This is a genomic window from Phyllobacterium sp. CCNWLW183 (genome assembly GCF_037203775.1).
Classification (GTDB): Bacteria; Pseudomonadota; Alphaproteobacteria; order Rhizobiales; family Rhizobiaceae; genus Phyllobacterium; species Phyllobacterium ifriqiyense.
Window position 1 is genome coordinate 1 of the sequence record NZ_JBBCBN010000009.1, and the last position, 24,393, is coordinate 24,393.

25 protein-coding genes are annotated in these 24,393 nt (G+C 53.1%); 13 read left to right on the forward strand and 12 right to left on the reverse strand.

The window, feature by feature from the left end:
• The first annotated feature begins 354 nt into the window (after positions 1–354).
• From V9K95_RS19225 to gmk, 5 genes are all read left to right on the forward strand, one after another.
• Positions 355–591 carry an acyl carrier protein gene (locus tag V9K95_RS19225; protein ID WP_008128530.1) on the forward strand — a complete coding sequence of 79 codons (237 nt, stop codon included), beginning with the start codon at positions 355–357 and terminating at the stop codon, positions 589–591.
• A 108-nt stretch (positions 592–699) separates the two neighbouring features.
• Entirely contained in the window at positions 700–1,962 is a 1,263-nt protein-coding gene (gene fabF, locus V9K95_RS19230) for a beta-ketoacyl-ACP synthase II (RefSeq protein ID WP_336441921.1), read from the forward strand.
• A gap of 143 nt (positions 1,963–2,105) precedes the next feature.
• Entirely contained in the window at positions 2,106–3,341 is a 1,236-nt protein-coding gene (gene mltG / locus V9K95_RS19235; protein WP_442958593.1) for an endolytic transglycosylase MltG, read from the forward strand.
• Between the two features lie 32 nt (positions 3,342–3,373).
• Positions 3,374–4,264, forward strand: a complete 891-nt coding sequence (locus tag V9K95_RS19240; RefSeq protein WP_336441919.1) for a YicC/YloC family endoribonuclease — start codon at positions 3,374–3,376, stop codon at positions 4,262–4,264.
• A gap of 32 nt (positions 4,265–4,296) precedes the next feature.
• A complete protein-coding gene (gene gmk, locus V9K95_RS19245) occupies positions 4,297–4,914 on the forward strand; it encodes a guanylate kinase (RefSeq protein WP_307286473.1) in 618 nt (205 codons plus the stop codon).
• On the opposite strand, the gene rsmA is transcribed toward gmk, so the two are convergent.
• The 6 genes from rsmA to lptF all read right to left on the reverse strand — a co-directional run bounded on the left by rsmA (position 4,911) and on the right by lptF (position 12,520).
• Positions 4,911–5,732 (reverse strand): 16S rRNA (adenine(1518)-N(6)/adenine(1519)-N(6))-dimethyltransferase RsmA, encoded by an 822-nt coding sequence (gene rsmA, locus V9K95_RS19250; protein WP_115051791.1) that lies wholly within the window; start codon positions 5,730–5,732, stop codon positions 4,911–4,913. The genes gmk and rsmA overlap by 4 nt on opposite strands.
• On the reverse strand, positions 5,729–6,745 hold the full coding sequence (pdxA, locus tag V9K95_RS19255) for a 4-hydroxythreonine-4-phosphate dehydrogenase PdxA (RefSeq protein WP_336441918.1): 1,017 nt from the start codon (positions 6,743–6,745) through the stop codon (positions 5,729–5,731). The genes rsmA and pdxA overlap by 4 nt, the downstream gene beginning before the upstream one ends.
• A gap of 75 nt (positions 6,746–6,820) precedes the next feature.
• Positions 6,821–7,750 (reverse strand): peptidylprolyl isomerase, encoded by a 930-nt coding sequence (locus V9K95_RS19260; protein ID WP_336441917.1) that lies wholly within the window; start codon positions 7,748–7,750, stop codon positions 6,821–6,823.
• A gap of 135 nt (positions 7,751–7,885) precedes the next feature.
• Positions 7,886–10,228 carry an LPS-assembly protein LptD gene (locus tag V9K95_RS19265; RefSeq protein WP_336441916.1) on the reverse strand — a complete coding sequence of 781 codons (2,343 nt, stop codon included), beginning with the start codon at positions 10,226–10,228 and terminating at the stop codon, positions 7,886–7,888.
• A 1-nt stretch (position 10,229) separates the two neighbouring features.
• Positions 10,230–11,318, reverse strand: coding sequence for an LPS export ABC transporter permease LptG (lptG, locus tag V9K95_RS19270; RefSeq protein ID WP_115051787.1), 1,089 nt, complete (start codon positions 11,316–11,318; stop codon positions 10,230–10,232).
• Positions 11,315–12,520 (reverse strand): LPS export ABC transporter permease LptF, encoded by a 1,206-nt coding sequence (lptF, locus tag V9K95_RS19275; RefSeq protein ID WP_115051786.1) that lies wholly within the window; start codon positions 12,518–12,520, stop codon positions 11,315–11,317. Before lptF ends, lptG begins: the two co-directional genes overlap by 4 nt.
• Before the next feature lie 270 nt (positions 12,521–12,790).
• Between lptF and V9K95_RS19280 the strand changes: the two genes are divergently transcribed.
• From V9K95_RS19280 to V9K95_RS19300, 5 genes are all read left to right on the forward strand, one after another.
• Positions 12,791–14,281, forward strand: a complete 1,491-nt coding sequence (locus tag V9K95_RS19280) for a leucyl aminopeptidase (protein WP_336441915.1) — start codon at positions 12,791–12,793, stop codon at positions 14,279–14,281.
• 2 nt (positions 14,282–14,283) lie between these two features.
• A complete protein-coding gene (locus V9K95_RS19285) occupies positions 14,284–14,910 on the forward strand; it encodes a glutathione S-transferase family protein (RefSeq protein ID WP_336441927.1) in 627 nt (208 codons plus the stop codon).
• A 13-nt stretch (positions 14,911–14,923) separates the two neighbouring features.
• Positions 14,924–15,373: a DNA polymerase III subunit chi gene (locus tag V9K95_RS19290; RefSeq protein WP_336441914.1), complete on the forward strand. Its 450-nt coding sequence runs from the start codon at positions 14,924–14,926 to the stop codon at positions 15,371–15,373.
• A 137-nt stretch (positions 15,374–15,510) separates the two neighbouring features.
• On the forward strand, positions 15,511–16,104 hold the full coding sequence (locus tag V9K95_RS19295; protein ID WP_336441913.1) for a hypothetical protein: 594 nt from the start codon (positions 15,511–15,513) through the stop codon (positions 16,102–16,104).
• Positions 16,104–16,652: a GNAT family N-acetyltransferase gene (locus tag V9K95_RS19300; RefSeq protein ID WP_336441912.1), complete on the forward strand. Its 549-nt coding sequence runs from the start codon at positions 16,104–16,106 to the stop codon at positions 16,650–16,652. The genes V9K95_RS19295 and V9K95_RS19300 overlap by 1 nt, the downstream gene beginning before the upstream one ends.
• On the opposite strand, the gene V9K95_RS19305 is transcribed toward V9K95_RS19300, so the two are convergent.
• Entirely contained in the window at positions 16,631–17,266 is a 636-nt protein-coding gene (locus V9K95_RS19305) for a helix-turn-helix transcriptional regulator (RefSeq protein WP_336441911.1), read from the reverse strand. The two genes, V9K95_RS19300 and V9K95_RS19305, sit on opposite strands and share 22 nt — an antisense overlap.
• A gap of 117 nt (positions 17,267–17,383) precedes the next feature.
• Here V9K95_RS19305 and V9K95_RS19310 point away from each other — a divergent pair, with 117 nt between their 5' ends.
• Positions 17,384–18,814, forward strand: a complete 1,431-nt coding sequence (locus V9K95_RS19310; RefSeq protein ID WP_115051779.1) for an MFS transporter — start codon at positions 17,384–17,386, stop codon at positions 18,812–18,814.
• Positions 18,815–18,914: 100 nt separating this feature from the next.
• Here the strand turns inward: V9K95_RS19310 and V9K95_RS19315 are convergent, their stop codons facing one another.
• Both V9K95_RS19315 and V9K95_RS19320 read right to left on the reverse strand, forming a co-directional pair.
• The gene (locus tag V9K95_RS19315) at positions 18,915–20,810 is read right to left on the reverse strand and encodes an ABC-F family ATP-binding cassette domain-containing protein (RefSeq protein ID WP_115051778.1); all 1,896 of its coding nucleotides are present in this window, start codon (positions 20,808–20,810) and stop codon (positions 18,915–18,917) included.
• 253 nt (positions 20,811–21,063) lie between these two features.
• Positions 21,064–21,576, reverse strand: a complete 513-nt coding sequence (locus tag V9K95_RS19320; protein WP_336441910.1) for a DinB family protein — start codon at positions 21,574–21,576, stop codon at positions 21,064–21,066.
• Between the two features lie 65 nt (positions 21,577–21,641).
• Here V9K95_RS19320 and V9K95_RS19325 point away from each other — a divergent pair, with 65 nt between their 5' ends.
• Positions 21,642–22,334: a glutathione S-transferase family protein gene (locus tag V9K95_RS19325; RefSeq protein ID WP_115051776.1), complete on the forward strand. Its 693-nt coding sequence runs from the start codon at positions 21,642–21,644 to the stop codon at positions 22,332–22,334.
• Positions 22,335–22,450: 116 nt separating this feature from the next.
• Positions 22,451–22,873 carry a nucleoside-diphosphate kinase gene (gene ndk / locus V9K95_RS19330; RefSeq protein WP_115051775.1) on the forward strand — a complete coding sequence of 141 codons (423 nt, stop codon included), beginning with the start codon at positions 22,451–22,453 and terminating at the stop codon, positions 22,871–22,873.
• A gap of 130 nt (positions 22,874–23,003) precedes the next feature.
• On the opposite strand, the gene V9K95_RS19335 is transcribed toward ndk, so the two are convergent.
• The 3 genes from V9K95_RS19335 to pgsA are packed head-to-tail and all read right to left on the reverse strand — an operon-like array spanning position 23,004 to position 24,318.
• On the reverse strand, positions 23,004–23,474 hold the full coding sequence (locus V9K95_RS19335; RefSeq protein ID WP_336441909.1) for a molybdenum cofactor biosynthesis protein MoaE: 471 nt from the start codon (positions 23,472–23,474) through the stop codon (positions 23,004–23,006).
• 1 nt (position 23,475) lies between these two features.
• Positions 23,476–23,730, reverse strand: coding sequence for a molybdopterin converting factor subunit 1 (gene moaD / locus V9K95_RS19340; RefSeq protein ID WP_115051773.1), 255 nt, complete (start codon positions 23,728–23,730; stop codon positions 23,476–23,478).
• Between the two features lie 3 nt (positions 23,731–23,733).
• On the reverse strand, positions 23,734–24,318 hold the full coding sequence (gene pgsA, locus V9K95_RS19345) for a CDP-diacylglycerol--glycerol-3-phosphate 3-phosphatidyltransferase (protein WP_115051772.1): 585 nt from the start codon (positions 24,316–24,318) through the stop codon (positions 23,734–23,736).
• Positions 24,319–24,393: the final 75 nt, after the last annotated feature.

Here is a 24,393-nt window from a genome sequence, read left to right on the forward strand (position 1 = left end):
TTATCTTGCCAGCAGTGAGGCTGCCTACGTCACTGGCCAGACGATCCATGTAAACGGTGGCATGGCGATGATCTGATTAATCACTCACGCATCCTGCGATCGAGTGAAGTATAGGAAACAATCACATTTATGAGATTGAGGCCGTGAATAAAGCGTGATAAGTCGCGCACCAGTTGTGACATCAAATGGATTTGCCAAATCGATTAGATGCCCAAGAAATTCCGCAAGGAATAAGCCGCAGGGGTTGGTGTTTTAGCTGTTAAACAGCACTGAACCATCATCTTATTGCTTGATTAGAGTCATCCGTGCCGCTAACCAAGGCATAGGGAAAAACAAACAGGTTGAGGTTTCCACATGAGTGATACTGCAGAACGCGTCAAGAAAATCGTTATTGAACATCTGGGCGTTGATGCCGAGAAAGTCACCGATGGTGCGAGCTTCATCGACGATCTGGGCGCAGACAGCCTTGATACTGTCGAGCTCGTGATGGCTTTTGAAGAAGAATTCGGCGTTGAAATTCCGGATGATGCTGCTGAAACGATTTTGACTGTCGGCGATGCCGTCAAATTCATCGACAAAGCACAAGCCTAATTTTTGTTATGCCTGGCGGCGCATGAGTGAATGAAGTGGCGTAACGCCTTTCTCATTCATGCGTTCGAGGGATACAACCATGTCGCATATGATAATTAAGGATCGGCCATGAGGCGCGTTGTCATAACCGGCCTTGGGCTGGTTTCTCCTCTCGCATCGGGTGTTGAGCTCACTTGGTCAAGGCTTTTGGCCGGCCAGAGCGGTGCCCGGCGCGTTACAGAATTTGATGTTGAAGATCTGCCCTGCAAGATCGCATGCCGTATTCCGGTGGGCGACGGGTCCGATGGCACTTTCAATCCTGACGATTGGATGGAGCCGAAGGAACAGCGCAAGGTTGATCCATTTATTATTTACGCAATGGCAGCTGCCGATCAGGCGCTTGCTGATGCCAAATGGGCACCTGAAAGCGATGAAGACCAGATTCGCACTGGTGTGCTCATCGGTTCAGGTATCGGTGGTCTCGAAGGGATTGTCGAAGCAGGTTACACCCTGCGTGACAAAGGCCCGCGCCGCATTTCGCCCTTCTTTATTCCCGGACGATTGATCAATCTCGCTTCCGGTCAAGTTTCCATCAAACACAAGCTGCGTGGCCCAAACCATTCGGTCGTCACCGCTTGCTCTACCGGTGCGCATGCCATTGGCGATGCGGCCCGTTTGATTGCTTTTGGCGATGCAGATCTGATGGTCGCTGGTGGAACGGAATCTCCAGTCAGCCGTATTTCGCTTGCCGGTTTTGCGGCCTGCAAGGCGCTTTCCACGGAAAGAAATGACGATCCTACAGCTGCTTCCCGCCCGTATGACAGAGACCGCGATGGCTTTGTCATGGGTGAGGGCGCCGGTATCGTTGTTCTTGAAGAGCTGGATCACGCATTGGCTCGCGGCGCCAAGATTTATGCCGAAGTCATAGGCTATGGCCTGTCGGGCGACGCCTACCATATCACCGCGCCTTCCGAGAGCGGTGAGGGTGCACAGCGCTCAATGGAAATGGCGCTCAAGCGTGCGGGCATTACCCCGTCGGATATCGATTACATCAATTCGCATGGCACTTCGACCATGGCTGATACCATTGAGCTTGGTGCGGTGGAGCGGGTTGTCGGCGATTCTGCGTCAAAAATTTCGATGTCGTCAACGAAATCGTCGATTGGGCATCTTCTCGGTGCTGCAGGTTCCACGGAAGCAATCTTCTGCGTATTGGCGATTCGCGACAACATCGCGCCACCGACGCTTAATCTTGAGAATCCATCTGTTGAAACCAAAATCGATTTGGTTCCGCATAAAGCGCGCGAACGGAAGATCGATATCGCCTTGTCTAATTCTTTCGGATTTGGCGGAACCAATGCTTCGCTTGTTCTGCGGCGTTATCAACAGTGATCGGACTTATGGCGAGGGCGCTCGGCGCTTTCGCCATATTACAGTCGATTTTACCGCATAGTGGCTGAATCAGCTTTGATTTGAGCTGTACTATGCGCCATCTGCAAAGTTGCCGTTCCTTCATCCACTGGGTGAACGGCAAAATAACCGCTAATTCGTCCCGAGGTGCTTGCGTGAGTTCAGATCAGCAGTCTGGAGAGACAAATAGTTCCGGTACGCCGGAGCGTAAGCCTATTGTCCCGCAGTCGGCATCTGAAGCTTTGCGTCCAGAACCAGGCACGCCTCCACCAGCGCCGAAACGCCGCTCACGCCGCGCCAGAAGCCAGATCGTCGTTTTTGCAAACTTCATGCTGTCATTGGTTGTGCTGGTTGTGCTCGCCGCGGCTGCTGTTGTTTATTTTGGCAAGGTCGAGTTTAACGAACCCGGCCCAAATGATGTGACCACCAATTATGTGGTCAAGAGTGGCTCCGGTATTATTGAAATAGCCGACGGACTTGAGCGCCGTGGGATTATCTCTGACGCACGCATATTCAAATATGGCGTACAGGCCTATGGCCATCAGGGCAGCATGAAGGCCGGCGAATACGAGATCAAGGCGCACGCATCCATGCGCGAGATCATGGACCTGCTGCGCAGCGGAAAATCTGTTCTGCACTCTCTCACCATACCGGAAGGTCTGACTGTCGAGCAGATATTCCAGCGTATCAGCGAGGATGACGTTCTGACCGGCAATCTACCAGCTATTATGCCAAAGGAAGGCTCGCTTTTTGCTAATACGATGCGGTTTTCCCGTGGCACGACCCGCGAAGAACTCGTGAAGAAAATGCAGGCGGACCAAAAGAAGCTGGTTGAAGATATTTGGGAGCGCCGCGATCCAAGCGTGCCGCTAAAAACCATTGAAGAGTTTGTCACGCTCGCTTCTATTGTCGAGAAAGAGACGGGCAAAGCTGACGAGCGCCCGCGTGTTGCCTCCGTATTCATCAACCGGCTGAACAAGCGCATGCGCCTGCAATCTGATCCGACGATCCTCTATGGTCTCTTTGGAGGAAAGGGCCGCCCTGCGGACCGCGCGATCCTGAAATCGGATATCGAAAAGCCCACGCCATATAATACATACACAATTAATGGTCTCCCGCCTGGTCCTATTGCCAATCCGGGTCGTGACGCTCTTGAGGCTGTTGCCCATCCTTCGCAGACGAAAGATCTATATTTCGTTGCCGATGGCACTGGAGGCCATGTCTTTGCCGCGACGCTGGAAGAGCATAATGAGAACGTAAAGCGGTGGCGCGAAGTCGAAAAGAACAGGCTTGATGAAGCCGCAAAAGCCGCGACGGGGGACGAGAATGCCGTGCCGGTTGAGGGCGGCGTCGCAAATTAACCGGAAAGAATGCCGGGCCAAGGGGGAAGCATATGTCATTGCAGAGTATGACGGGTTTTGCCCGTCACCTCCGGACCTTTCCCGGAGTGCAGATTTCGTGGGAAATCAAATCGGTCAATGGCAAAGGGCTCGATGTACGCTTTCGTCTGCCGCAAGGCTTTGAAGCGATTGATCAAAAAGCCCGGGCTCTTTTCGGACAGCATTTCAAGCGCGGCAATTTTCAGGCCGCATTGACTGTCGACAAAACGGAAGGCGCTTCTGCCAGGACTGTGGTTAACCGGCCATTGCTTGAGGAATTGGCATCAATTGCCGGGCGGTTGCGTGAAGAATTCAATCTCGCGCCCTCAACGCCGGAAGGGTTGATGGCGCTGCGCGGCGTGCTTGAAGTGCCGCAGGATATAGTCACACCGGAAGATCAGTCAAAGCTGGATGATTTAGCGCTAGCGGTTCTCGAAGAGACGCTTGTAAGGCTTGAGCAGGATCGCCGGGCAGAGGGAAGCGCGCTCGGCGAGATATTGTCGCGGCAAGTGTCTGCCGTTGAAGCGCTGGTTGAACGGGCAAAGCGCGATCCAAGCCGGTCGCTTGAAGCGATAAAGGGCAGGCTTTCCGCACAGGTCGCCCTTCTGCTTGATGCCGCACCAGCGCTCGATGAGGCAAGGTTGCATATGGAAGCGGCGTTCCTGGCAACAAAGGCGGACATTCAGGAAGAGCTTGATCGTCTTGAAATGCACGTGACATCAGCGCGGCTTCTTTTGGCGGATGGAAACGGCGCTGGGCGAAAGCTGGATTTTCTGACACAGGAATTTAACCGGGAAGCAAATACACTTTGCTCAAAGGCAAACGCCGCATCAATTACAACCATAGGTCTTGACCTTAAGGCCGTTGTAGATCAATTGCGCGAGCAGATACAGAATTTGGAGTAGATATGCTCAACGCTATCAAAAGACGCGGCCTCATGCTGGTGCTTTCATCGCCCTCCGGTGCCGGTAAATCGACGATCGCCCGCCTGCTGCTGAACGATAAAGAAAAGCTCGAATTGGCGCTGTCAGTCAGCGTTACAACACGAACACGCCGCCCAAGTGAGATCGAGGGTGTCCATTACCACTTTATTTCGGTGCGTGAGTTCGAACGATTGCGTGACAGCGACGAGTTGATCGAATGGGCAGAGGTTCACGGCAATTTTTACGGCACGCCTCGCGAGGCTGCCGAAAATGCGCTCGCCGATGGTCAGGACATGCTGTTCGATATTGACTGGCAGGGTGCTCTTCAACTTCAGGAAAAGATGAAGGGGGATGTTGTGAGCATTTTCATTTTACCGCCTTCCATGGCCGATCTGAAGCAACGTCTGCATCGCCGCGCCGAAGATACGGAAGAAGTGATCGAGATGCGCTTGCGAAATGCGCGCAATGAGATCGAGCGTTGGCGTTCTTATGACTACGTTATCGTCAATAAGGACCTCGACCGTGCCTATAATCAGGTCCAGTCTATCGTCACCGCGGAGCGTCTGCGCCGTGATCGCTCGCCCGGCCTGTTTGATTTCGTCAACGGACTACTGGAAGAAAAGCTGGACTAGAGCGAATTTGCAAGCGCCACAAACTCATCGATAGACAATGTTTCGGCGCGCCGGGTGGGATCAATTCCCGCCTTTGCCAGCAGAGCCTCGCCACCCAGCGATTTGACGCTTTGCCGTAGCATTTTGCGGCGCTGACCGAAGGCAGCCTGCGTAACCTTGCCTAAAACCGTAGCATCACAGGACAATGGTGCCTCCCGTGGCACCAGATGCACCACTGATGAGGTAACCTTTGGCGGCGGGGTGAAGGCCTGCGGCGGCACGTCAAAGGTTATTCTCGCCTCTGTACGCCACCCTGCAAGCACACCAAGTCGCCCATAGGAGTCCGATCCCGGTCGTGCGACGATGCGTTCGGCCACTTCGCGCTGAAACATCAGGGTCAGCGAAGAGTAGAATGGCGGCCAGGGCTCTGCCAATAGCCAGCCGACCAGCAGGGGTGTTCCAACATTATAGGGCAGGTTTGCGACGATCTTTATCTTGCTGTCGCCTGCCAGAGCCGCAAAGTCGGTTTCCATTGCATCGCCCGGGATGACGCGAAGACGGCCCGGGTAATGGTCGGCAATTTCCTGAAGAGCAGCCAGACAGCGCTCATCGCGTTCGATGGCGATGACATTGGCGCCTTGTGCCAAAAGCGCGCGCGTCAAACCACCGGGGCCGGGGCCAACTTCAATAACAGTCTGCCCTTCAAGATCCCCGGCTTGACGGGCGATCTTTGCGGTCAGGTTCAGATCGAACAGAAAGTTTTGGCCGAGTGATTTTCTCGCCATCAGTTCATGACGTTCGATGACTTCGCGTAAGGGGGGAAGGTCGTCGATGCTCATGCGATATTCTTTTCTTCTTTGTTCGATGCGAGTTCATCGGCAAGGCGGATTGCCGCGATCAGGCTGTCGGGCTTGGCCTGTCCGGTCCCCGCAATATTAAATGCAGTGCCGTGGTCGGGCGAGGTGCGTATGAAGGGCAAACCAAGCGTAACATTGACGCTGTCGTCAAATCCAAGCGTCTTTGCCGGTATCAGTGCCTGATCGTGATACATGCATATCGCAACATCATATGTTGCTCTGGCTGCCGGATGGAACATCGTATCGGCTGGCAGGGGCCCGCGTGCGTCAATACCTTCGGCACGAAGAATCTGGATAGCGGGCCCGACGATGATTTCATCTTCGGTACCCATGCTGCCGCCTTCGCCCGCATGCGGGTTAAGCCCGGCTATTGCAAGCCGAGGTTCGGCGATACCAAACTGGTTTTTAAGCGCTGCGGCGGTGATACGGCATATTGCAACGATGGTTGGGATATCCAGAACAACCGGAACCTGAGCAATGCCTATATGTATGGTCACGGGAACCGCTCTAAGCAGTGGCCCGGCAAGCATCATGACGGGCGTGACGTCATGTCCGAGATGTTGAGCGGCAAGATGTGCAAGAAATTCTGTGTGGCCCGGAAAACGAAATCCAGCATCGTAAAGCGGTTTCTTTGCAATGGGGCAGGTAACGACAGCGCGCGCTTCGTCTGACAGGCTTAATGCAACTGCGCGCTCGATAGCCTCCATCGTTCCCGGGGCATTCTCAGCTAGCGGTGTTCCCGGCTGGTCAATTTGTGCGTTTTCAAGCGGCACGACGGGGAGCGCATCAGCGAATAGGCCTTCGGCCTTCGCCGGCGTTGAAACAGCAATCGTGCAATTCTGCCCTGTAAGCTTTGCGCGCGCTTTAATCAGCGCCGGGTCGGCGAGCAGAAAAAACGGCGGCAGACCCAATTGCTTACGCTTCAACCAACAGGCAATGGCAATTTCAGGACCGATGCCCGAAGGGTCGCCGCAGCTTACAGCGATGGCAGTCATGGGCACGCCCCGTCTTCTATGAGGTAGAGCAAGTCTTGTTTATTCGACGCGGCATCGTGCCGGAGGCGAGTATTGCTATTCGTTGGTGATTTTGGCTTTGGCGCGCAGTTCATCAAGGTATTTCTTATCAACGGCCTCTGCTGTCGCATCGCCTTTGCCGCTATTTTGTTCTTGCGCGAATACCATACGGGCTACGCGGTCATCGGAGACCTGGCGTGTTGCACAGACACCCAGATATTCAACGCCCTTATCGGTATCAAGCGTAGCGGTGGCGTGGCCAACTGATGTCGATTTTACCTGAGCTGCCCATTCAGGGGGAAGTTCCTGCTCGATAAACTTGCCAAGGTCACGCACGGTAACGTCAAGCGTACCTTTTGCAATATCGCGCGTGCCATCGCAGCCGTTGAACTTAGCGCGCATTGCATTGGCTTCGCCGCGACGCTTTGCAAGTCTGTCGCGCTTGTTTGCCGGTACAACGAAAATCACCTGTTGAAGCTGATATTCAGTAGAAACAGGTTTCTTGCCGCCATCTTTGAGCATGCGTTGAACTGCATCCTGCTCGGTAAACTTAGCGCCGCCCTGCGAACGATTGCGGGTCGCCAATGCGCGGCCCCAGCTCATCTGAATGCGGATATATTCCTTAAAGTGCTGGGCGGTAACGCCAGCCTTGTCCAGGACGCTATTAAGTTGAGCCAATGTCATCTTGTTATTGGTTGCGAAGCGGGTGAAAGCATCGTTGACTTCGCCATCGCCAACAAGAAGGTTGAGCCGCCGCAACTCCTGGCGCTTCAATGCTTCTTCGGTCAATTCCTCTTTGGCATCGCCCTTTTTACGCTGCAACTTCAGGAAGGCGGCGCGCCGTGAAATATCGTAATCGGTGATGGGAGCACCATTGACAACAACTTTGATTTCGCTTGCGGCTGCAGGTAGAATTGTTCCCACCGTGAGACTCGAGCCGATTACGGCAAACAAAGCCGCTGCAATAATATGGTTCCTCGCCATCATTCCTAATTATCCAATCATTGTCCGCATGTAATAAGCGGGCTGTAGCCTTAGTGCTTTGGTGTAGTAGCGTAATTACTGTCGCTTTACTAAGGCAAAAGCGTGACTGACCGCAAGAGCGGTCGTCAAACGTGATGGTTAGATGCCGCCAATATCAACTGGCTCACCAACGCCCCAGAGCGTTCTGAACGAGATATTGAACCCGAATTTCGTTGTCTTGTCGCCCTCTGCGCCATTAACGGTCACAGGCTGCTCTTGCTGATAATACATGCTGTATGTGAAGCATTCATCATCATAGGCCAGCGCTGCGGTGCGCTTCACCAACGTCTCGGATACGAGATCATAGGTCCCTGAGCCGAGAACACGCCAGTTCGGTGTTACCTTGGCAGAGCCGCCTACCGTCACCTCGTGGCGGTCTGTCGGAAACCCGTAAGTCTCCTGCTTGTCAATGAATGCATATTTGACAAAGGCTGAGCCATACTTGCCATCCGCTGTGCTGGCAACTTCGGCGCGGCGAACCTCAAATGTGTCCTTGTCGAAGCGCCCGCCAGTTGTCACGTTGAACCGGCCATAATTGGCACCGATCATCGCAACATAGTCTGAACGGTCATCTTCAAGGCCAGACTCTGCGCCAACATTCACGAAATCATTCGTATTGAACGAATTTTTTCCGGCGATATGGAATGACTGGCCAGCAATACCATTGAGCGACAGGCCATTGCTGAACGTACCGGAGTAGCGAACGCCGAGATTGACGCGCGTGCCACCTTCAACCCGGTCATAACCGGAGAATTTGTCACGCTCGAACAGGCTGGATGCGTCGAAAACAAAGCTCTGTGCGTCTTCGTTCGGCATCTCGCCCGCATAGGGCTCATTATTACGAACGAATAGCTGAGCAGTCGGCTCAAGCACATGCGTCGAGCTGGTCGTTGAGAACAGGATAGGCCATCTGGCCTCAAGACCCGCTGTTGCCATGCCGCGGAAGGCTTCAGAACGCACCACAGCGGCCGTGTCGGAGTCCACATACATTCCATCGCCGCGCAAAGCGAGGAGGGGTGTAATAACCAGGCCGTTAGGCGCGATGAATGTACGTTTCCATTCCGCTTCAGCGGTCAGACGCCCATCATTGCCTTTGATGCCGGAAATATAGCCTTCACGTGTAAGGTCGCTGAATCCGGTACCACTTAGCCTGTCGCGATGAAGCGCTTGCAAATTAACATCGAAATTCAGTTCGCCGCCTGCAACCGACTGTGTGGGCGTGAAGGCGTAATCCAAACTTGGCATTACCCAAGGCTGCTTTGTTTCCTGAGCACCGGGATTATCATTATCAATCGATTCCTGAACGAGGAAATTATAGAATCGAAGATCGAAGAAATTTCGATCATTGATGCCCGTCAGGTAGACTTCATTGGTGATATCGTAATTGTCGTATTGATCAATGCCATATCGATAGGCGAACGCCTTGTCCGATTGGGCCATGACATTCCAGCCAACAGTCCATCGCGGATTAATCTGCAAAGCACCCTTGGTAGCGATCATGCCCCGGCCTTCGTTGTCGCGGTCAACCTCTTCACCGGGGTTGAAGGCTTCCGGCTCACGCTGGCTGATGCCGGCAACCTTGATCGAATATTCGCCATTGGTCACGCGGTGGCGCCATTCAGCTTCACCGAGGAAACCCTGCTTGCTGTAATAAGTACCGGTAAGCGTCAGGTCATAATTGGGTGCAAGGGCCCAGAAATACGGCACGGAAACGCCTGATCCGAGGTTGGTTTCATGCTTGTAGCTTGGAATGAGAAAGCCACTTTTGCGCTTGACCGTCGGATCTGCAATTTCGAAGGCTGGCAGGAAGGCCAATGGCATGCCGAACATTTCAAAGCGGCCACGCTCGAAACGAATTGTCTTCTTCTTGCCGTTCCAAATGATCTTTTGCGCACGGACCTGCCAGAGCGGAGCTTTGTCCGGCTTTGTACGGCAAGGCTCGCAGGCAGTATATATACCGTTGTTAAAGGTTGTAATTTCGCCGCCAATACGCTCGGCGCTTTCGGCTGCGAACCGCGTATTGTCAGCGGACTCAACGCGCAGGGCATTGACAAAGCCTTCGCGGAAATCGTCGGTGACATCGAGATTCTCGGCATAAATCCGATTGCCGTCTTTTTCGACAATCTCAACTTTGCCCATGGCTTTCAGGCGGCCGGTATTCTGGTCATACGTGACCTGACGCGCGACAAGCCGGTTTCCATCATAGTCAATCTGCACACCACCAACGGCGGAAATCGTCTTGGCATTGATGTCGTAGACAAGCTCGTCTGATTCCAGAAGAAGCTGTGCATTTGGATTAGTCTGGACAGTGCCCACAAGTGCATCACTTGTCTGGGCATAGGCTGGGAGCGAAATCCCGCCTGCTAGGCATAGCACTGCCGTCCCGCACAACAAACGTGCGAGCCACGACGGTAACACCGAGCGCGTTACATTCAATCCCACTCTAACCATCCTCCTTGTGCAACAGAAAGGAGACCCCAAAAAATGTTGCAATCAACACGGGTGTCCATGCGGCTATGAAAGGCGGGACGAATCCCGCATTGCCAAATGCCTTGACCACAACAGTGACGACATAAAGCACGAAGCCCGCCAGGACGCCACCCAGAATCATCGTTCCGGATTGTCCAAAGCGAACAAATTTCAACGAAACTGTCGCGGCGATCAAAGTCATCGCCATCAACAAAGCCGGTAAAGCCAGCAAAGACTGGAAATGCATGTCAAAACTGTTGGCTGAATAACCAAAAGAACGGGCTGCGGCAATTTTGTTACGCAGCTCAAAAAAAGGAATTGTTTCAGGCTTGGCGAGGCTTTCTTCAACGAATTCAGGGCGAAGATGCGTCGGAATACGTATTGAATCCAACGGAACCGGGGTTTCGCCAAGCACAAACTTGGTCACATTGTTCAGTTCCCAATAGCCATCTTTCAAGTCAGCGGTTCGCGCATCAAGCCGTTCCCGAATGTCCTGATTCTTGTCCAGCCGAATGAAAGTCGCGTCAACCAATCGTAAACCACGATTGACGATAGATTTGGCTCCGATGATGGTTTCACCATCTTCAGTCTTTTGGCGGAGCCACGGAACGCGGTTCGTGCCAACATCATTGGCTTTGCCGGAACGCCAGGCAGAGGTGATTTGCTCGCTTCGCTCATAGCCGTGAGCGGCGAGGGGATTGACCAGTAATATGGCAATAAGACCAAAAAGCAGGGCACCTGCGCAGGCTGGCAACAGGAACTGCCACGCTGAAACCCCAACTGAACGAGCGACAACAAGTTCGTACTTGCGATTCAGGGAAATCAACGTTGCCATTGCCGAAAACAGGGCGATGAACGGAAAGACCTGCTGCATGATGAAAGGGATGCGCATCGCCGATATGCCGAATGCGGCGAGCGGCGAATAGTCGGGTAATGCTGATAATTTGCCCGACAGCTCCGTAAAATCGAGAATGAGTGCCAGCGCGAAACTGCCCAGCAAAAAATATGCCGTGATTGTCACGTAGCGCAAAAAGAAATAGCGACCCAGAGTCCAACCTATCATTTGCGGTTGCCTCCGCGTTTGCGACTGAACAGCTTCGTGCCTACGCCGGCAAAAGCTTCCTGCCGCGCCGCCAGGTTTGATTTCAGCCACTTCGTCCAACTATCAGGCAAACCGATTTGCCGGTTTGTGACCAAAGCATAGGTTGCAGCCAGACCCGCAAACAGTGGTATCGCGACCAGCAGTGGCAGCAGGTCTGCATTTTTATTGGTGTTTTGCCCCGTCGAATAGGCCATCCAGAATACGATGAGGCTGAGCGTAATGGCGGTAAACGAGGCCGAAATCCGGGCCTCGCGATGGGAGCGTGAATCGGCAGCCGCCGCCAGCGCAATCAACGCAAACACAAAGGCATAACTCCACTCAGTGAATCGCTTGTATAGTTCAGACGTGTAGCGCAGTGGGTTGCTCTTATACTGCTTGTCGTTCGGATCAGGATTCAACAGTTCATCCAGAGGGCGGTCTTTCGCAAAAATGGTCGGCTCTTTCTCATCTGCCGCCAAAAATGCTGCAAGATCAAGCGCATATGTATTGAACTTGATGATGGAAACATTCCCGGTCTGGACATCGCGGCGATCGATTTCACCGTCTTTCATGACCAGCAGATTCTGGTTGCCCGTTTCAACGACCAGTCCTTCCTTGGCGTAATAAATGAGGTCTGTCGTTGGATCGCGGGAATCGGAAACAAATAGTCCCTTGATGGAGCCGTTGGAATCGCGTGCTTCGATCTGAATGTAAAGATTGTCCGCCAGTTCCTGAAAAGCGCCTTGCTGCACCACAAGATTAACGACGTCAGCATTCGCGTCGGCAATCATCTGGCGCATATTAAGTGTGGAGTAGGGCGCGATGAAATTTGCAATCACGAATGACGATATTGAGACGAAGGCGGCAAAAAGCAGAACGGGGCGGATCACCGCCGAGCGCGGCGCGCCCGCGGCATTGATAACGACAAGCTCTGAATCCTGGTTCATTGTCGAAAGCGTCTGCGTAACAGCAATCACCAGCGCAAATGGCATAACAAGCGGGAAGGCGGATGGAAGCAGATTGGAACTGAATTTGAGAACGTAGAAAAAGCTTTGCCCACTGGTCGTCAGGAAGTTGATGCGCCCCAGCACCTGGACAATCCACGTCACGCCGACTGCCGAAAGCAGCACAGCAAAAAACATGACGACGATCCGTCGCAAGATATATATCTCAATCAGGCGCATGTCATGTTTCGCAAGAAGAGTTCCGCCACCTTGTTTAACCACCGGACCGGAAAGACCGGCTGTTCAGTTTATCCCATGAAGCCCATGGAATTTTGGGACGAACCCGTTACGTGTTCTATATATCGATTTTAGTTCAATCTAGTCAGGCTTGGCTAAAAATAGGCGAAGAAAGCTGGTTAACAAGGTGTTAGTCCACATACTTCGTTGAGTCCCTTATTTCATCACGTTTGATAAATAAGAAAATCACGTTTTGTTCAATCTGGAGATATCATGTCCAAACGCCCATCCATCAGTTTTGCGAAGCACGCGCCAATCGAAGGCAAGACTGCCATTTTGCTGGCCAATGCTGAAGGTAAGATCTCTGCAGAGGCCGAATCTGTTATCGGTGCCGATGCGCTGTCGCGTATCATCAATGTTTCGGATTTTAAAGGTAAACTGGCTTCGGGTATTTCCACAATCGCTCCTGCGGATACTCAACTTGATCGGCTGGTGCTGATAGGAACGGGTGATCCAGACAAACTTAAGGCCGATGATTGGCTGAAAATGGGCGGTGCCGCTCTTGCGAAAGTGGCCGGTGTGAAAGACATATCGATTGTTCTGGCGCTTCCGGATACGCAAATTTCGGCCACAAGCGCCGCTGATTTTGCACTCGGCATATTGCTGCGCTCCTATAGTTTCAACAAATACAAAACAAAAAAGAACAGGGACGGCGAAAAGGATTATCGCTCAGCCCGCATAACCATTCACGTGGCAGATCCTCAAGCGGCAAAAAAAGCTTTTGCTCAAGCCGAAGCGGTCGCAGAAGGCGTTGTGCTGGCGCGTGATCTGGTGAATGAACCTGCCAATATGCTTGGACCCATCGAATTTGCTGAACGCATTGAGGAGCTGAAGAAGCTCGACGTGAAGGTCGAAATATTGTCCGAAAAAGATATGAAAAAGCTGGGCATGGGCTCGCTTCTCGGTGTTGCACAGGGTTCTACCCGCCCGGCGCGTCTGGCCGTGATGCATTGGAACGGAAGCAAGGGCAAGGACCAGCCGATCGCATTTATCGGCAAGGGGGTCACCTTTGATAGCGGCGGTCTCTCCATCAAAACCGCGGGTGGCATGGAGGAGATGAAGGGCGATATGGGCGGCGCTGCTGCTGTCACCGGTCTGATGCATGCTTTGGCCACGCGCAAGGCAAAAGTAAATGTCGTCGGCGTGATCGGCATCGTGGAAAACATGATCAACGGCGATGCACAACGTCCGGGCGATATCGTGACCTCTATGTCGGGGCAAACCATAGAAGTGCTCAATACCGATGCCGAGGGACGTCTTGTTCTGGCGGATGCGCTTTACTACTGCAATGATCGTTTCAAGCCAAAGCTCATGATAAATCTGGCCACGCTAACCGGCGCGATCATGATAGCGCTCGGTCTTCATCATGCGGGTCTATTCTCCAATAATGACGAGCTTGCGGGGCAACTTTTGGAGGCCGGACAGGCTACGGGAGAAAAACTCTGGCGCATGCCTCTTGGGCCGGAATATGACAAGCTTCTCGATACCAAGAATGCCGACATGAAAAATATTGGCGGGCGCTATGGCGGCGCGATCATAGCTGCACAATTCCTGCAGCGCTTTGTCGGCGATACGCCTTGGGCGCATCTGGATATCGCTGCCACGGCGATAGGCGCTCCCACCAATGAATACAGCCAGTCCTGGGCTTCAGGATTCGGCGTGCGGCTTCTGGACAGATTTGTTCAGGATAATTTTGAGGGTTGACCGTGGAGATCAACCTCTATGGAACGCTTGAGAGCGTATATGTACGCATTGTCAGACTTGTCCTCCTCACTAAGGGAGCCAAATTTTCAATGGTGGAGGCTGACCCTTTCGAGGGAGGAAAGCTCCCGGCTCACTATGACCAGCTGCATCCATTCGGAAAAATCCCGGCGATAGAAATAGATGGTTTCGGTCTTTATGAGACCGATGCCATTGTGCATTATATCGACGCAGTTTTTGACGAGCCTGCATTGATACCGTCATCTGTAAAGGATGCAGCACGCATGCGGCAGCTCATGCGAATTGTTGATGCATATGCCTACCGGCCATTGGTCTGGGGGCTTTATGTTCCGATCTATTGGCGTGATGGACTGGCACCGACGGACGAGGCAATTACCCAATCCCGACAAGTGCTGGGTGTTATCGAGGGAATTCTTGACAAGTCGCCTGCCTGCGGCTTCACAACGCCAACACTTGCCACATTCTATATGATGAGCACGCTTGCCGCTGCCGATACAGTGGAACCAGGGGCCGCGCTGATTGACGAGAGGCCACGCTTGCGGGAATGGTGGGATTCGATGCGTGTATCCGCCAGTATGGTCGAGACACGACCGGACTGCATGAAATTCTGACATACGGAATGAAATGACTGAAATTCTCTTCTACCACTTGACTGAATCGACCCTGGAAAATGCGTTGCCCGGGCTCGTTGAGCGTTCGCTTGACCGGAAGTGGAGAGTTATCATCCAGACTGGCTCGCAGGAACGGCGCGACAGCCTGGATAATCATTTGTGGACCTGGTCGGATTCGTCATTTCTTGCCCATGGCACGGATCAGGAGGCCAATCCTGAAGAACAGCCGGTTATCCTGACGACAACGGATGCCAATCCCAATGCGGCAACGGTCCGGTTTCTCGTTGACGGGGCCCTTCCAAGTGATGCCGAAAACTATGAGCGCCTTATTTTGATGTTTGATGGCCATGACCAGCAGCAGCTTGAGCAGGCTCGGGCCCAATGGAAATTATTGAAAGATCAGGGCCATGCGTTGACCTATTGGCAGCAGAATGCCGAGGGGCGCTGGGAAAAGAAGGCTTAAAGCAATTTCAGGAAAAGTGGACACCGGTTTTCCGTCCGGAATTGCGTAAAACAAAGACAGGCAATTTCAGGAAAAGTGGACACCGGTTATCCGTCCGGAATTGCGTAAATTGGAATTGCTTTTGAGGGGAGGCGCCGATGCGTTTCGTTTTCCTGTTTCTGCTTGTTCTAGGTGTTGTTTTCGGCATTGGCGGGCCTTGGGCAGCCTTGAATTTCTCTGGAGAGGAGATCGGAACCTGGCGTGTTTATGACCGGCCCGGCCCATACAAGCCTGTCACGGTTGCCTTGAAAGCTGAAGATGCGCCCGTGCGCGCCTTTGTCGATATGCAAACACTTCGCAATTTTATCCCGACGGTAAGCCGCACCGCCTTAACCGCAGTTGTGACCCATAATGGCAAAGACGTTCTTGTTGAAACATTGAACTATACCGGCTCAAAAGCCACCAATAAAGGTTCGCCACAAGGGCAGCAGATCTATCGCGATGAGATTGGCGATATCAACCCTGCCCAAGACGGAGATTATCTCTTCACGATAGGGCCAGGCGATTTTGATGGGTTGGAAGTGGCTCATGTCGATCTGGTTTTGCGAAAAAACGCTTCAATTGTCGATTGGCGTATCATGCCCGCTGGCATTGCCTTGATCGTAATCAGCATAGTCGGGCTTTTATTTTTGCGTCGCCGCCGCAAGGCAACGCCAGTTTCGGTTCCGCCGCAGTCGAAATGGGGCAGATGATGGCCAGTCAGGCCACAAAATTTCCTGTTATGGTCACGCAAAGACTGCGCTTGCGTCAGTTTGAGCCGAAGGACGATAAGGGTCTCCATGCTTGCCTCGGCAATCAGGAGTTGGTGCAATATTGGGATTTCGCGCCTTGTAGGAATATCCAGGAAACACGGGGTTGGGTAAGGGCTCTTGCGAAGGGAGCCCAGCCGGAAACAGCCATTGCTTGGGCCGTGGCCGATATCAAGACAGATGAATGTATCGGAATGGTCAATTATCACCATCGCGAAGCCTACAGCCGCAAGCTTGAGATTGGCTATATTCTTCGGGCCGAATATCACGGCCAAGGCCTGATGACGGAGGCTGTCCGAAAAATCATGACCCACTGCATTGATGAGCTGAAAACGCGGCGCATTGCGGCGATTATCCATCCAGATAATGCACCTTCAATCCGATTGGCGACGAGACTGGACTTTGCACTCGAAGGCGGACCCCTTCGCGATTATTGGCGGGTAGGGGATCGTTTCATCAGTCCGATGGTCTACAGCTTCATCGCAAGCTGATCGCTTTGTTTTGGCCTTGCTGCAATTGTATAAGCACAACGCCGCGCACCTTTGAGGATGTGCTCGAAACGTGTAACTTCAACATCAGGCCCAAGTGCTGCTTGAAACACTTCAAGCTCGGAGCGGCAGAGTTTTTGACAGGCCTTTGCAGCAACACAAATAGGGCAATGATTCTCGACAAGGACGAGTTTGCCTTCTGCGTTGCGGGTGCTGGTGGCCATATATCCTTCCGCTGAGCGAATGGCTGCAAGCTGTTCCACCTTGGCTTCAAGGGTTTCAATTGGTTCAAGTGCAAGCTGATATTGATTAAGCGTCGCCTGTTCGCGATGAGAAATCAGTTGATCCAGTCCGGACTCCCCGAATACCGCAGAGATTGAAGCGATGAGATCTCTGGTTAACCCGGCATGGTTATCCGGAAACTGGGCGTTTCCTGCCTCAGTCAAATGCCAAAACCTCTTGGGTCTTCCCACGCTCTCACGGCTGTCTTCATAATCGACAAGGCCGGCTTCATGCAGTCGCCCCAGCATCTGGCGAACAGCCACCGCGGTAATATCCAGACGTTCCGCTAATGCCGCAGCCGTTTGAGCCCCGGTCACTTTCAAGGAATATAGCATGCGATTTGTCGTGCGATCCTGCATGGTGCCAATATAGGCATAAAAATTAAAAAAGCTATTGCTTGTTTTATAAAGCGGAATATAAAAACATAAAACTAATTAAATTGAGGAAATGCCATGAGTGACCATGCTCAACCCAGCGATGCCCGCTGGTCGGAACTGCTAACCGCCGACTATTCGGCAGCCACAACGACACTTTGTCTGGGCGTTGCCCTTTTCGCCTTTAACGGTTTTCTGGTGTCGACATCGCTTCCCACTGCCGTGGGCGAAATTGGCGGTATTGAGCTGATATCCTGGGCATTTACCCTTTATCTGGTGTTTTCTATTGTCGGCGGCGCCAGCGGTGCCTTGCTGAAAGCCCGCTTCGGCTCTCGTACCGCGCTTGTCGGTTCGGCCCTGGTATTTTTGGCTGGTACATTGATTGCGGCCTTTGCCTCATCCATGACCGAAGTCCTGATAGGCCGGGCCCTCCAGGGCGTGGGCGAGGGCATTATTGCTGCCACCTGTTACGCGCTGATCCCGGAACTCTTTCCGTCCCGGCTTGTCGCCAAAGTGTTTGGTGCTGAAGCGGTCGTTTGGGCTATTGCGGCATTCGGTGGTCCGTTGGTGTCCGGCATGCTGACCGAGCATCTTTCGTGGCGCGCAGCCTTCCTCATCAATGTTCCCTTGGGGCTGATCTTCATCGCATTGACATTCCGCATCGTTCCGCGCTTTTCCGGCGAGATACAGCGATTAAGCGTACCATTTTTTCGGCTATCTGCCATCGGTGCCGGTATCATGCTCGTTGCGTTAGCCAGCATCATGCAGAGCGTGCCCATGGAAGTGCTTTTCGTGGCCGGTGCAGCCATAGTCCTTGCCTCGGTCATCCTAATTGATCGTCGCAGCGACACACCACTCTTTCCGTCAGATGCCTTTTCGCTCAATTCCACAGTTGGCATTGGCCTTTGGATTGTGCTGCTTATGCCGGTCGCGCAAGCTTCCACCTCGGTCTATCTGGTTATGACCCTGCAAAACCTTTGGGGTTATGGTCCAACCAAAGCTGGTGCTTTCAGCGCAACTTTTGCAATTGCATGGAGCCTTTTTGCCATTCTTGTCGCAAATATTCAGGATCCGCGCCGCCGTGCCTGGATGATCCGCCTTGGACCAACGCTGCTCGTCAGCGGTCTTGCGATCATCGTCTTTGGTTTCTCGCTGGACGAACCTCTGGTGGTCATGCTCGGGCAAATATTGATCGGCACGGGCTTTGGCATAAGCTGGGGCTTCCTCAGCCAAACGGTGATGGAAGCTGCCAAGAGCGGCGAGCGTGATCGCGCTTCTGCCTTGCTGCCAACCCTGCAATCTGCCGGCTATGCGATTGGGGCCGCCATAGCGGGGCTGGCTGCAAATGCTGTCGGCTATCCGCTCGCAACGACGCCAGATGCCTTACGGCATGCATCGATAATCATCTTCGCCGTATCGACGATTATCGGCCTCGGCGCACTGCTTGCCGGCTATGCTTTGCCGCTGCGCAAAAAGACAATGCTTGCAATCGATGTGCCCAAGCTTTGACCGACTTTCGGAGGGCTAGGGTCTTGGCCCTGAAACTCTGAAAAATCCAGGAGAGGGGACTGTTTCGACCTGCACGTTCCCTCTCTTGCGATGTTCTTAATTATAAATCAGCCATGGCCTCTTCATATTCGCTGGAGAGCGCCAGCCATTCTTCCTCGGCACGCGCCAGTGAAGATTTGGCATAGCCAATCTCTTTGCCGATCTGCGTCGCCTTTGCAGGTTCGCGGGAATAGATGATCGGGTCCGCGAGTTGGACTTGCAGCGAGTCGATCTTCTTCTGGAAGCGCTGAACCTGTGCTTCGGCTTCCTGAATCTTTTTCTGCAACGGCTTTAATGCCTCGCGCTTTTGGGCAGCCAGCTTCCGCTGTTCTGCTTTGCTGAGCTTCTGGCCTTCTTCGACCACGATCTTGTTGCCCGAGCGCTCGGCCTTGGCATCAGCCAGAACCAGTGAACGGTAAGCATCAAGATCGCCATCATAAGGCGCAACTGCGCCATCGCGCACCAACCACAGCCGGTCCATTGTCGCTTCGATCAGGTGGCGATCATGGGCAATCAGGATGACAGCGCCGTCGAACTCGTTTAGCGCGTGCATCAAGGCTTCGCGGCTGTCTATATCAAGGTGGTTGGTCGGTTCGTCGAGGATCAGCAGATTTGGCCCTTCAAACGTCGCAAGTCCCATCAAAAGTCGGGCTTTTTCACCACCAGAGAGGTCTTTCGCCGCCGTATTCATCTTGACCGTAGCAAGACCCATGCGCGAGACGCGCGCGCGCACCTTCGCTTCTGGTGCATCCGGCATCAGCTTGCGGACATGCTCGATGGCATTGTCTTCCGGTACGAGATCGTCCAGCTGATGTTGGGCAAAGAAGGAAATTTTCAGGTTCGAAGCAACCGTGATCTTGCCTTTTTGCAAAGGTAGGCGGCCACTGATTAGCTTGGCAAGCGTGGACTTACCATTGCCATTCGACCCGAGCAGCGCAATGCGGTCATCCGCATCGATGCGCAGGTTCAAATGCTTGAGAATGGGTTTGCCCGGCGTATAGCCGACTTCACCGCTTTCAATAGCGATAATAGGAGAGGCCACGACCTTTTCCGGTTCCGGAAAATGGAATGGCATCACATGATCCTCAATGTGCGCGGAAATCGGTTTGAGCTTCTGCAAGGCTTTCAAGCGTGATTGCGCCTGCTTGGCCTTGGATGCCTTGGCGCGAAAACGCTCCACAAAGGCTTCCATGTGCTTGCGATGCGCTTCCTGCTTGGTACGCGCCTTCTGCTGCAATTCCAGTGCTTCCGAACGCAGACGTTCGAACTGATCGTAATTGCCCTGCCAAAGTGTCAGCTTGGTCTGATCCAGATGAATGATAGAGTTGACGGCGGAGTTCAAAAGGTCGCGGTCATGGCTGATGAGGATGACGGTATGCGGATAACGGCGCACATAATCTTCCAGCCATAAGGTGCCTTCCAGATCGAGATAGTTGGTTGGCTCGTCGAGCAGCAGAAGATCCGGCTCAGCAAACAGCACCGCCGCCAGGGCAACGCGCATGCGCCAACCGCCGGAAAAAGACGATGCCGGTCGTTTTTGCGCTTCCGCATCAAAACCAAGGCCAGAAAGAATTGCTCCGGCGCGGGCTTCAGCCGAATGCGCGTCAATGTCGGCCAGTCGGATGTGAATATCGGCAATACGATGCGGATCGGTTGCAGTCTCCGCCTCCGCTAGCAGTTCCGTACGTTCCTTGTCGGCAGCAAGCACGATTTCAATCAATGAATCTTCTGTGCCGGGCGCTTCCTGCGCCACCTGACCGATACGGATATTCTTCGGCAGGAAGAAATCGCCGGTTTCAGCGTGAAGTTCGCCCGTGATGACCTTGAACAGTGTGGATTTGCCCGCACCATTGCGGCCCACAAGCCCGGCTTTTGTGCCGGATGGCAGGTTGAGACTGGCGTGATCGATCAGCAAACGGCCGGCCATCCGCACGGATATATCGTCGAGAATAAGCATGGCCGCGCTTTTGCACGGGAAATCTCATTTCCGCAAGGTATTCGTGTTTAAAAGTCAGATTGCACGGCTGCTATGCGGGGTTCGCCCTTCGACAAGTTCAGGATGGCTCACCATGACGAAGGTTGATGCTCCGCAATAATATCACTGAAGCTGCAATTCTTGATGCCTGCAACCCACCACCTTCCTCATCCTGAGTTTGTCGAAGGGCGCTATTGCGTTCTTGCAAAGATTTTCAATAGTTTGAAGGAAGAGTTCAAGAATAAGGCCTACCTTCTTCAGTCCTTTGAAATTGAGCGAGATCAAACGAAGGCAAGGTCTTTCCAAGACTCGTCAAAATACCGTGAGCCTGACCGCGATGGTGGGTTTGGTGATTAAACAGATGCGCCAGAGCTGGTGCCAGCCGTTGGCTGATGGTGCGCATGTCACTCACGGTCGTATAGGTGAAACGAGAGGCGATTGCCTTGCTGTCCAAGCTCCGTACCCAGTTTAAAATGCGGGCATCTTCCTGCTCCCGCGCCGCTTTCAGCTCATTGAACCTGTCAAAGAGTAGGGCATCGAGAGCCTTGGGAGCATCGCCTTCGCCGCTAAAGCGAAACATCCAGATGCGGTCAGTCACCAGCAGGTGGTTTAGCGTCCTGTGCAACGAGCCAAAAAAGGCGCCCATGTCACGGCGATATTCCTCGTCCTCCAGCTCGGCCACTGCCATATAAAGCCGCTCATTTACCCAGCGGTTATATGCCGCCAGCATCTGAAAATGCTGTTCCATCCGTTGACTTCTCCATTACAAGAGTCAGTATTGCTGACATATTATATCGAGCGAGGTAATTTGCCATGGGAATTGTTCTGCACGAGCTTGTCGGTACTGACAAGAGCCGCCCATTTAGTCCTCATTGCTGGAAGACAGTAATGTCACTCGCTCATAAAGGCCTGCCATTTGATAGGAATGCGGTCTCTTTTATTGATATTCCGAAACTTGAAAACGGCTATTCCGCCAAGGTCCCGGTGGTAAGGGATGGCGAAAAGCTCGTTGCTGATTCATTCGACATCGCGCTCTATCTGGAGGATCATTATCCGGACCGTCCTTCACTTTTCAAAGGCGAGGGCGGCCGCGCCATGGCTCGTTTTGTCGAGGGGTATTCGCAAATGATCCTGCATCCCTTCCTCAATCTGGTCGTGCTGATGCCGGTACACGATGTGCTGGACACACCAAACCAGGCTTATTTTCGCGAAAGCCGCGAACAGATTTTTGGCCGCAAGCTTGAAGATGTCGCCGCTGATCGCGATAGTAAGCGCGACGCATTTACCAAAAGCCTGGCTCCGATCCGCAAGATGCTGCTCTCGCAGCCATTCATTGGCGGTGAAACCCCGCTCTTTGGCGATTACATTATTTTCGGCGCATTCCAATGGGCAAGGGTGTTGACGCCTTACGAGCTGTTTGATGAGGGAGACCCGGTTGCAGACTGGTTCGAGCGGTGTCTCGATCTGCATGGCGGCATAGCCCGTAAGGTATTGGCTGCGGCATAAGAGGGCGGTTCAGGAGGGCATTCAAGCGCATCGGGTAAAAGGTCTCTTGGCAAACGCACTGCCTGCCGCTATAGACCCGCCATCCAATCTCCCCAAAATGACAAGGTTTCATTTCCATGGCAATTGAACGCACTTTCTCGATGATCAAGCCCGACGCGACACGCCGCAACCTCACTGGCGCCATCACCGCCAAGCTTGAGGAAGCCGGTCTTCGTGTTATCGCTTCCAAGCGCGTCTGGATGAGCCGCCGCGAAGCTGAAGGCTTCTACGCAGTGCACAAGGATCGCCCTTTCTTTGGCGAACTGGTAGAATTCATGTCTTCCGCTCCAACCATCGTTCAGGTTCTTGAAGGCGAAAACGCAATCCTGCGCAACCGCGAAGTCATGGGCGCCACCAATCCAGCCAATGCTGACGAAGGCACAATCCGCAAGACTTTCGCCCTGTCGATCGGTGAAAACTCGGTACATGGTTCCGATGCACCTGAAACAGCTGCAGAAGAGATTGCTTACTGGTTCTCCGGTACAGAAATTGTCGGCTGATTCTTAAAAGCTGATGAATAAAAAGCCGGGTTCGCCCGGCTTTTTTATTGGTCTTATGCCACGATTGACAGGATAACCAGCACCAACACTGCGATAAACCCAACAATCAGCGAACCTGTTGCGAGCCGGTTCACAGGCTGTGCCAACGTTTGAATGCGTCCTGATCCTTGGTCCTGGCTTCGACCCAGCCGCGTTCTTCGCCCGTATTCAAATGTTCTTTTTTCCAAAACGGGGCTGTGTTCTTCAGATAATCCATCAGGAATGAAGCGGCATTGAATGCCGCCTCGCGATGGATTGATGCCGCCATGACAAGAACAATGTTCTCTCCGGGTTTGATCAACCCGAAACGATGAATGATTGTGAGGCCGGTAAGTGTCCAGCGGTCCAGCACTTCGGCTGCAACGCGGGTCATTTCTGCTTCCGCCATGCCGGGATAATGTTCAATCTCAAGCGCCGCCAGCGTTCCAGCTTCGTCGCGGCAAAGACCGCTGAATGTTACCACAGCGCCTATATTCCGGTTCTGTCCGGAAATCTGGCTCATCTCAGCGGCGATATTGAAATCGTCACGCTGAACTATGATCCGTGGCTGTACCGCGTCCATATCATCCCCCGGTCATCGGCGGGAACAGGGCGATTTCGGTTGCTCCTTTTACAAAAGCGTCGTGTTCCACATGTTCCTGATTGATGGCAACGCGGATCACATTCTCATATTCGAGAGCCGCGGCATATTCTTCACCGCGGGTTTTCAAATGAGCCAGTAAATCGCTGACTGTGACAATTGCCGGGTCAAGCTCAATCACTTCCTCGCCTTTTCCGATCCGCTCACGCACCCATGCGAAATAGACGAGTTTGGTCATTGATCAATCCACCACATGTTTCAGGCCAGCGCGGAAATAATCCCAGCCGGTATAGAGAGTTATCAGTGCGGCACTCCACAAGAGCACGATACCAAGAATTGTGATGATTGGCACGATCTTGTCGCCAGCCGGGCCCGCAAGGAGAAAAGCCACCGCGACCATCTGAATCGTGGTTTTCCATTTTGCCAGACGGCTCACAGGCACGCTGACTTTAAGCTCTGCCAGATATTCACGCAGGCCAGAGACCAGAATTTCGCGGCAAAGAATAATAATCGCGGCCCAGAGTGTCCAACCGGCGATAGTTTGATCTGCTGCCAAAAGAAGCAGGCAAGCGGAGACGAGCAACTTATCAGCGATAGGATCAAGCATGCGGCCTATTGTTGATGTTTGCTTCCAGATGCGCGCCAGATAGCCGTCAAAAAAATCGGTAACGCTGGCAATGATGAATATGGCAAGCGCGGCCCAACGGGCTGTATCGCTTGATTGCAGGCTTCCTTCAATGAAAAAGCACAGGACAACCAGCGGCACAGCAATAATACGGGCATAGGTCAGGATATTCGGTAGTGAGTAGGCGTTGTTCTTGGGCATATTTCCAACCATTCAAATCATTACCGATCAAAGGGACTTAAGCACCTTACGTCAAGCTCATCATGGCCAAGTCAG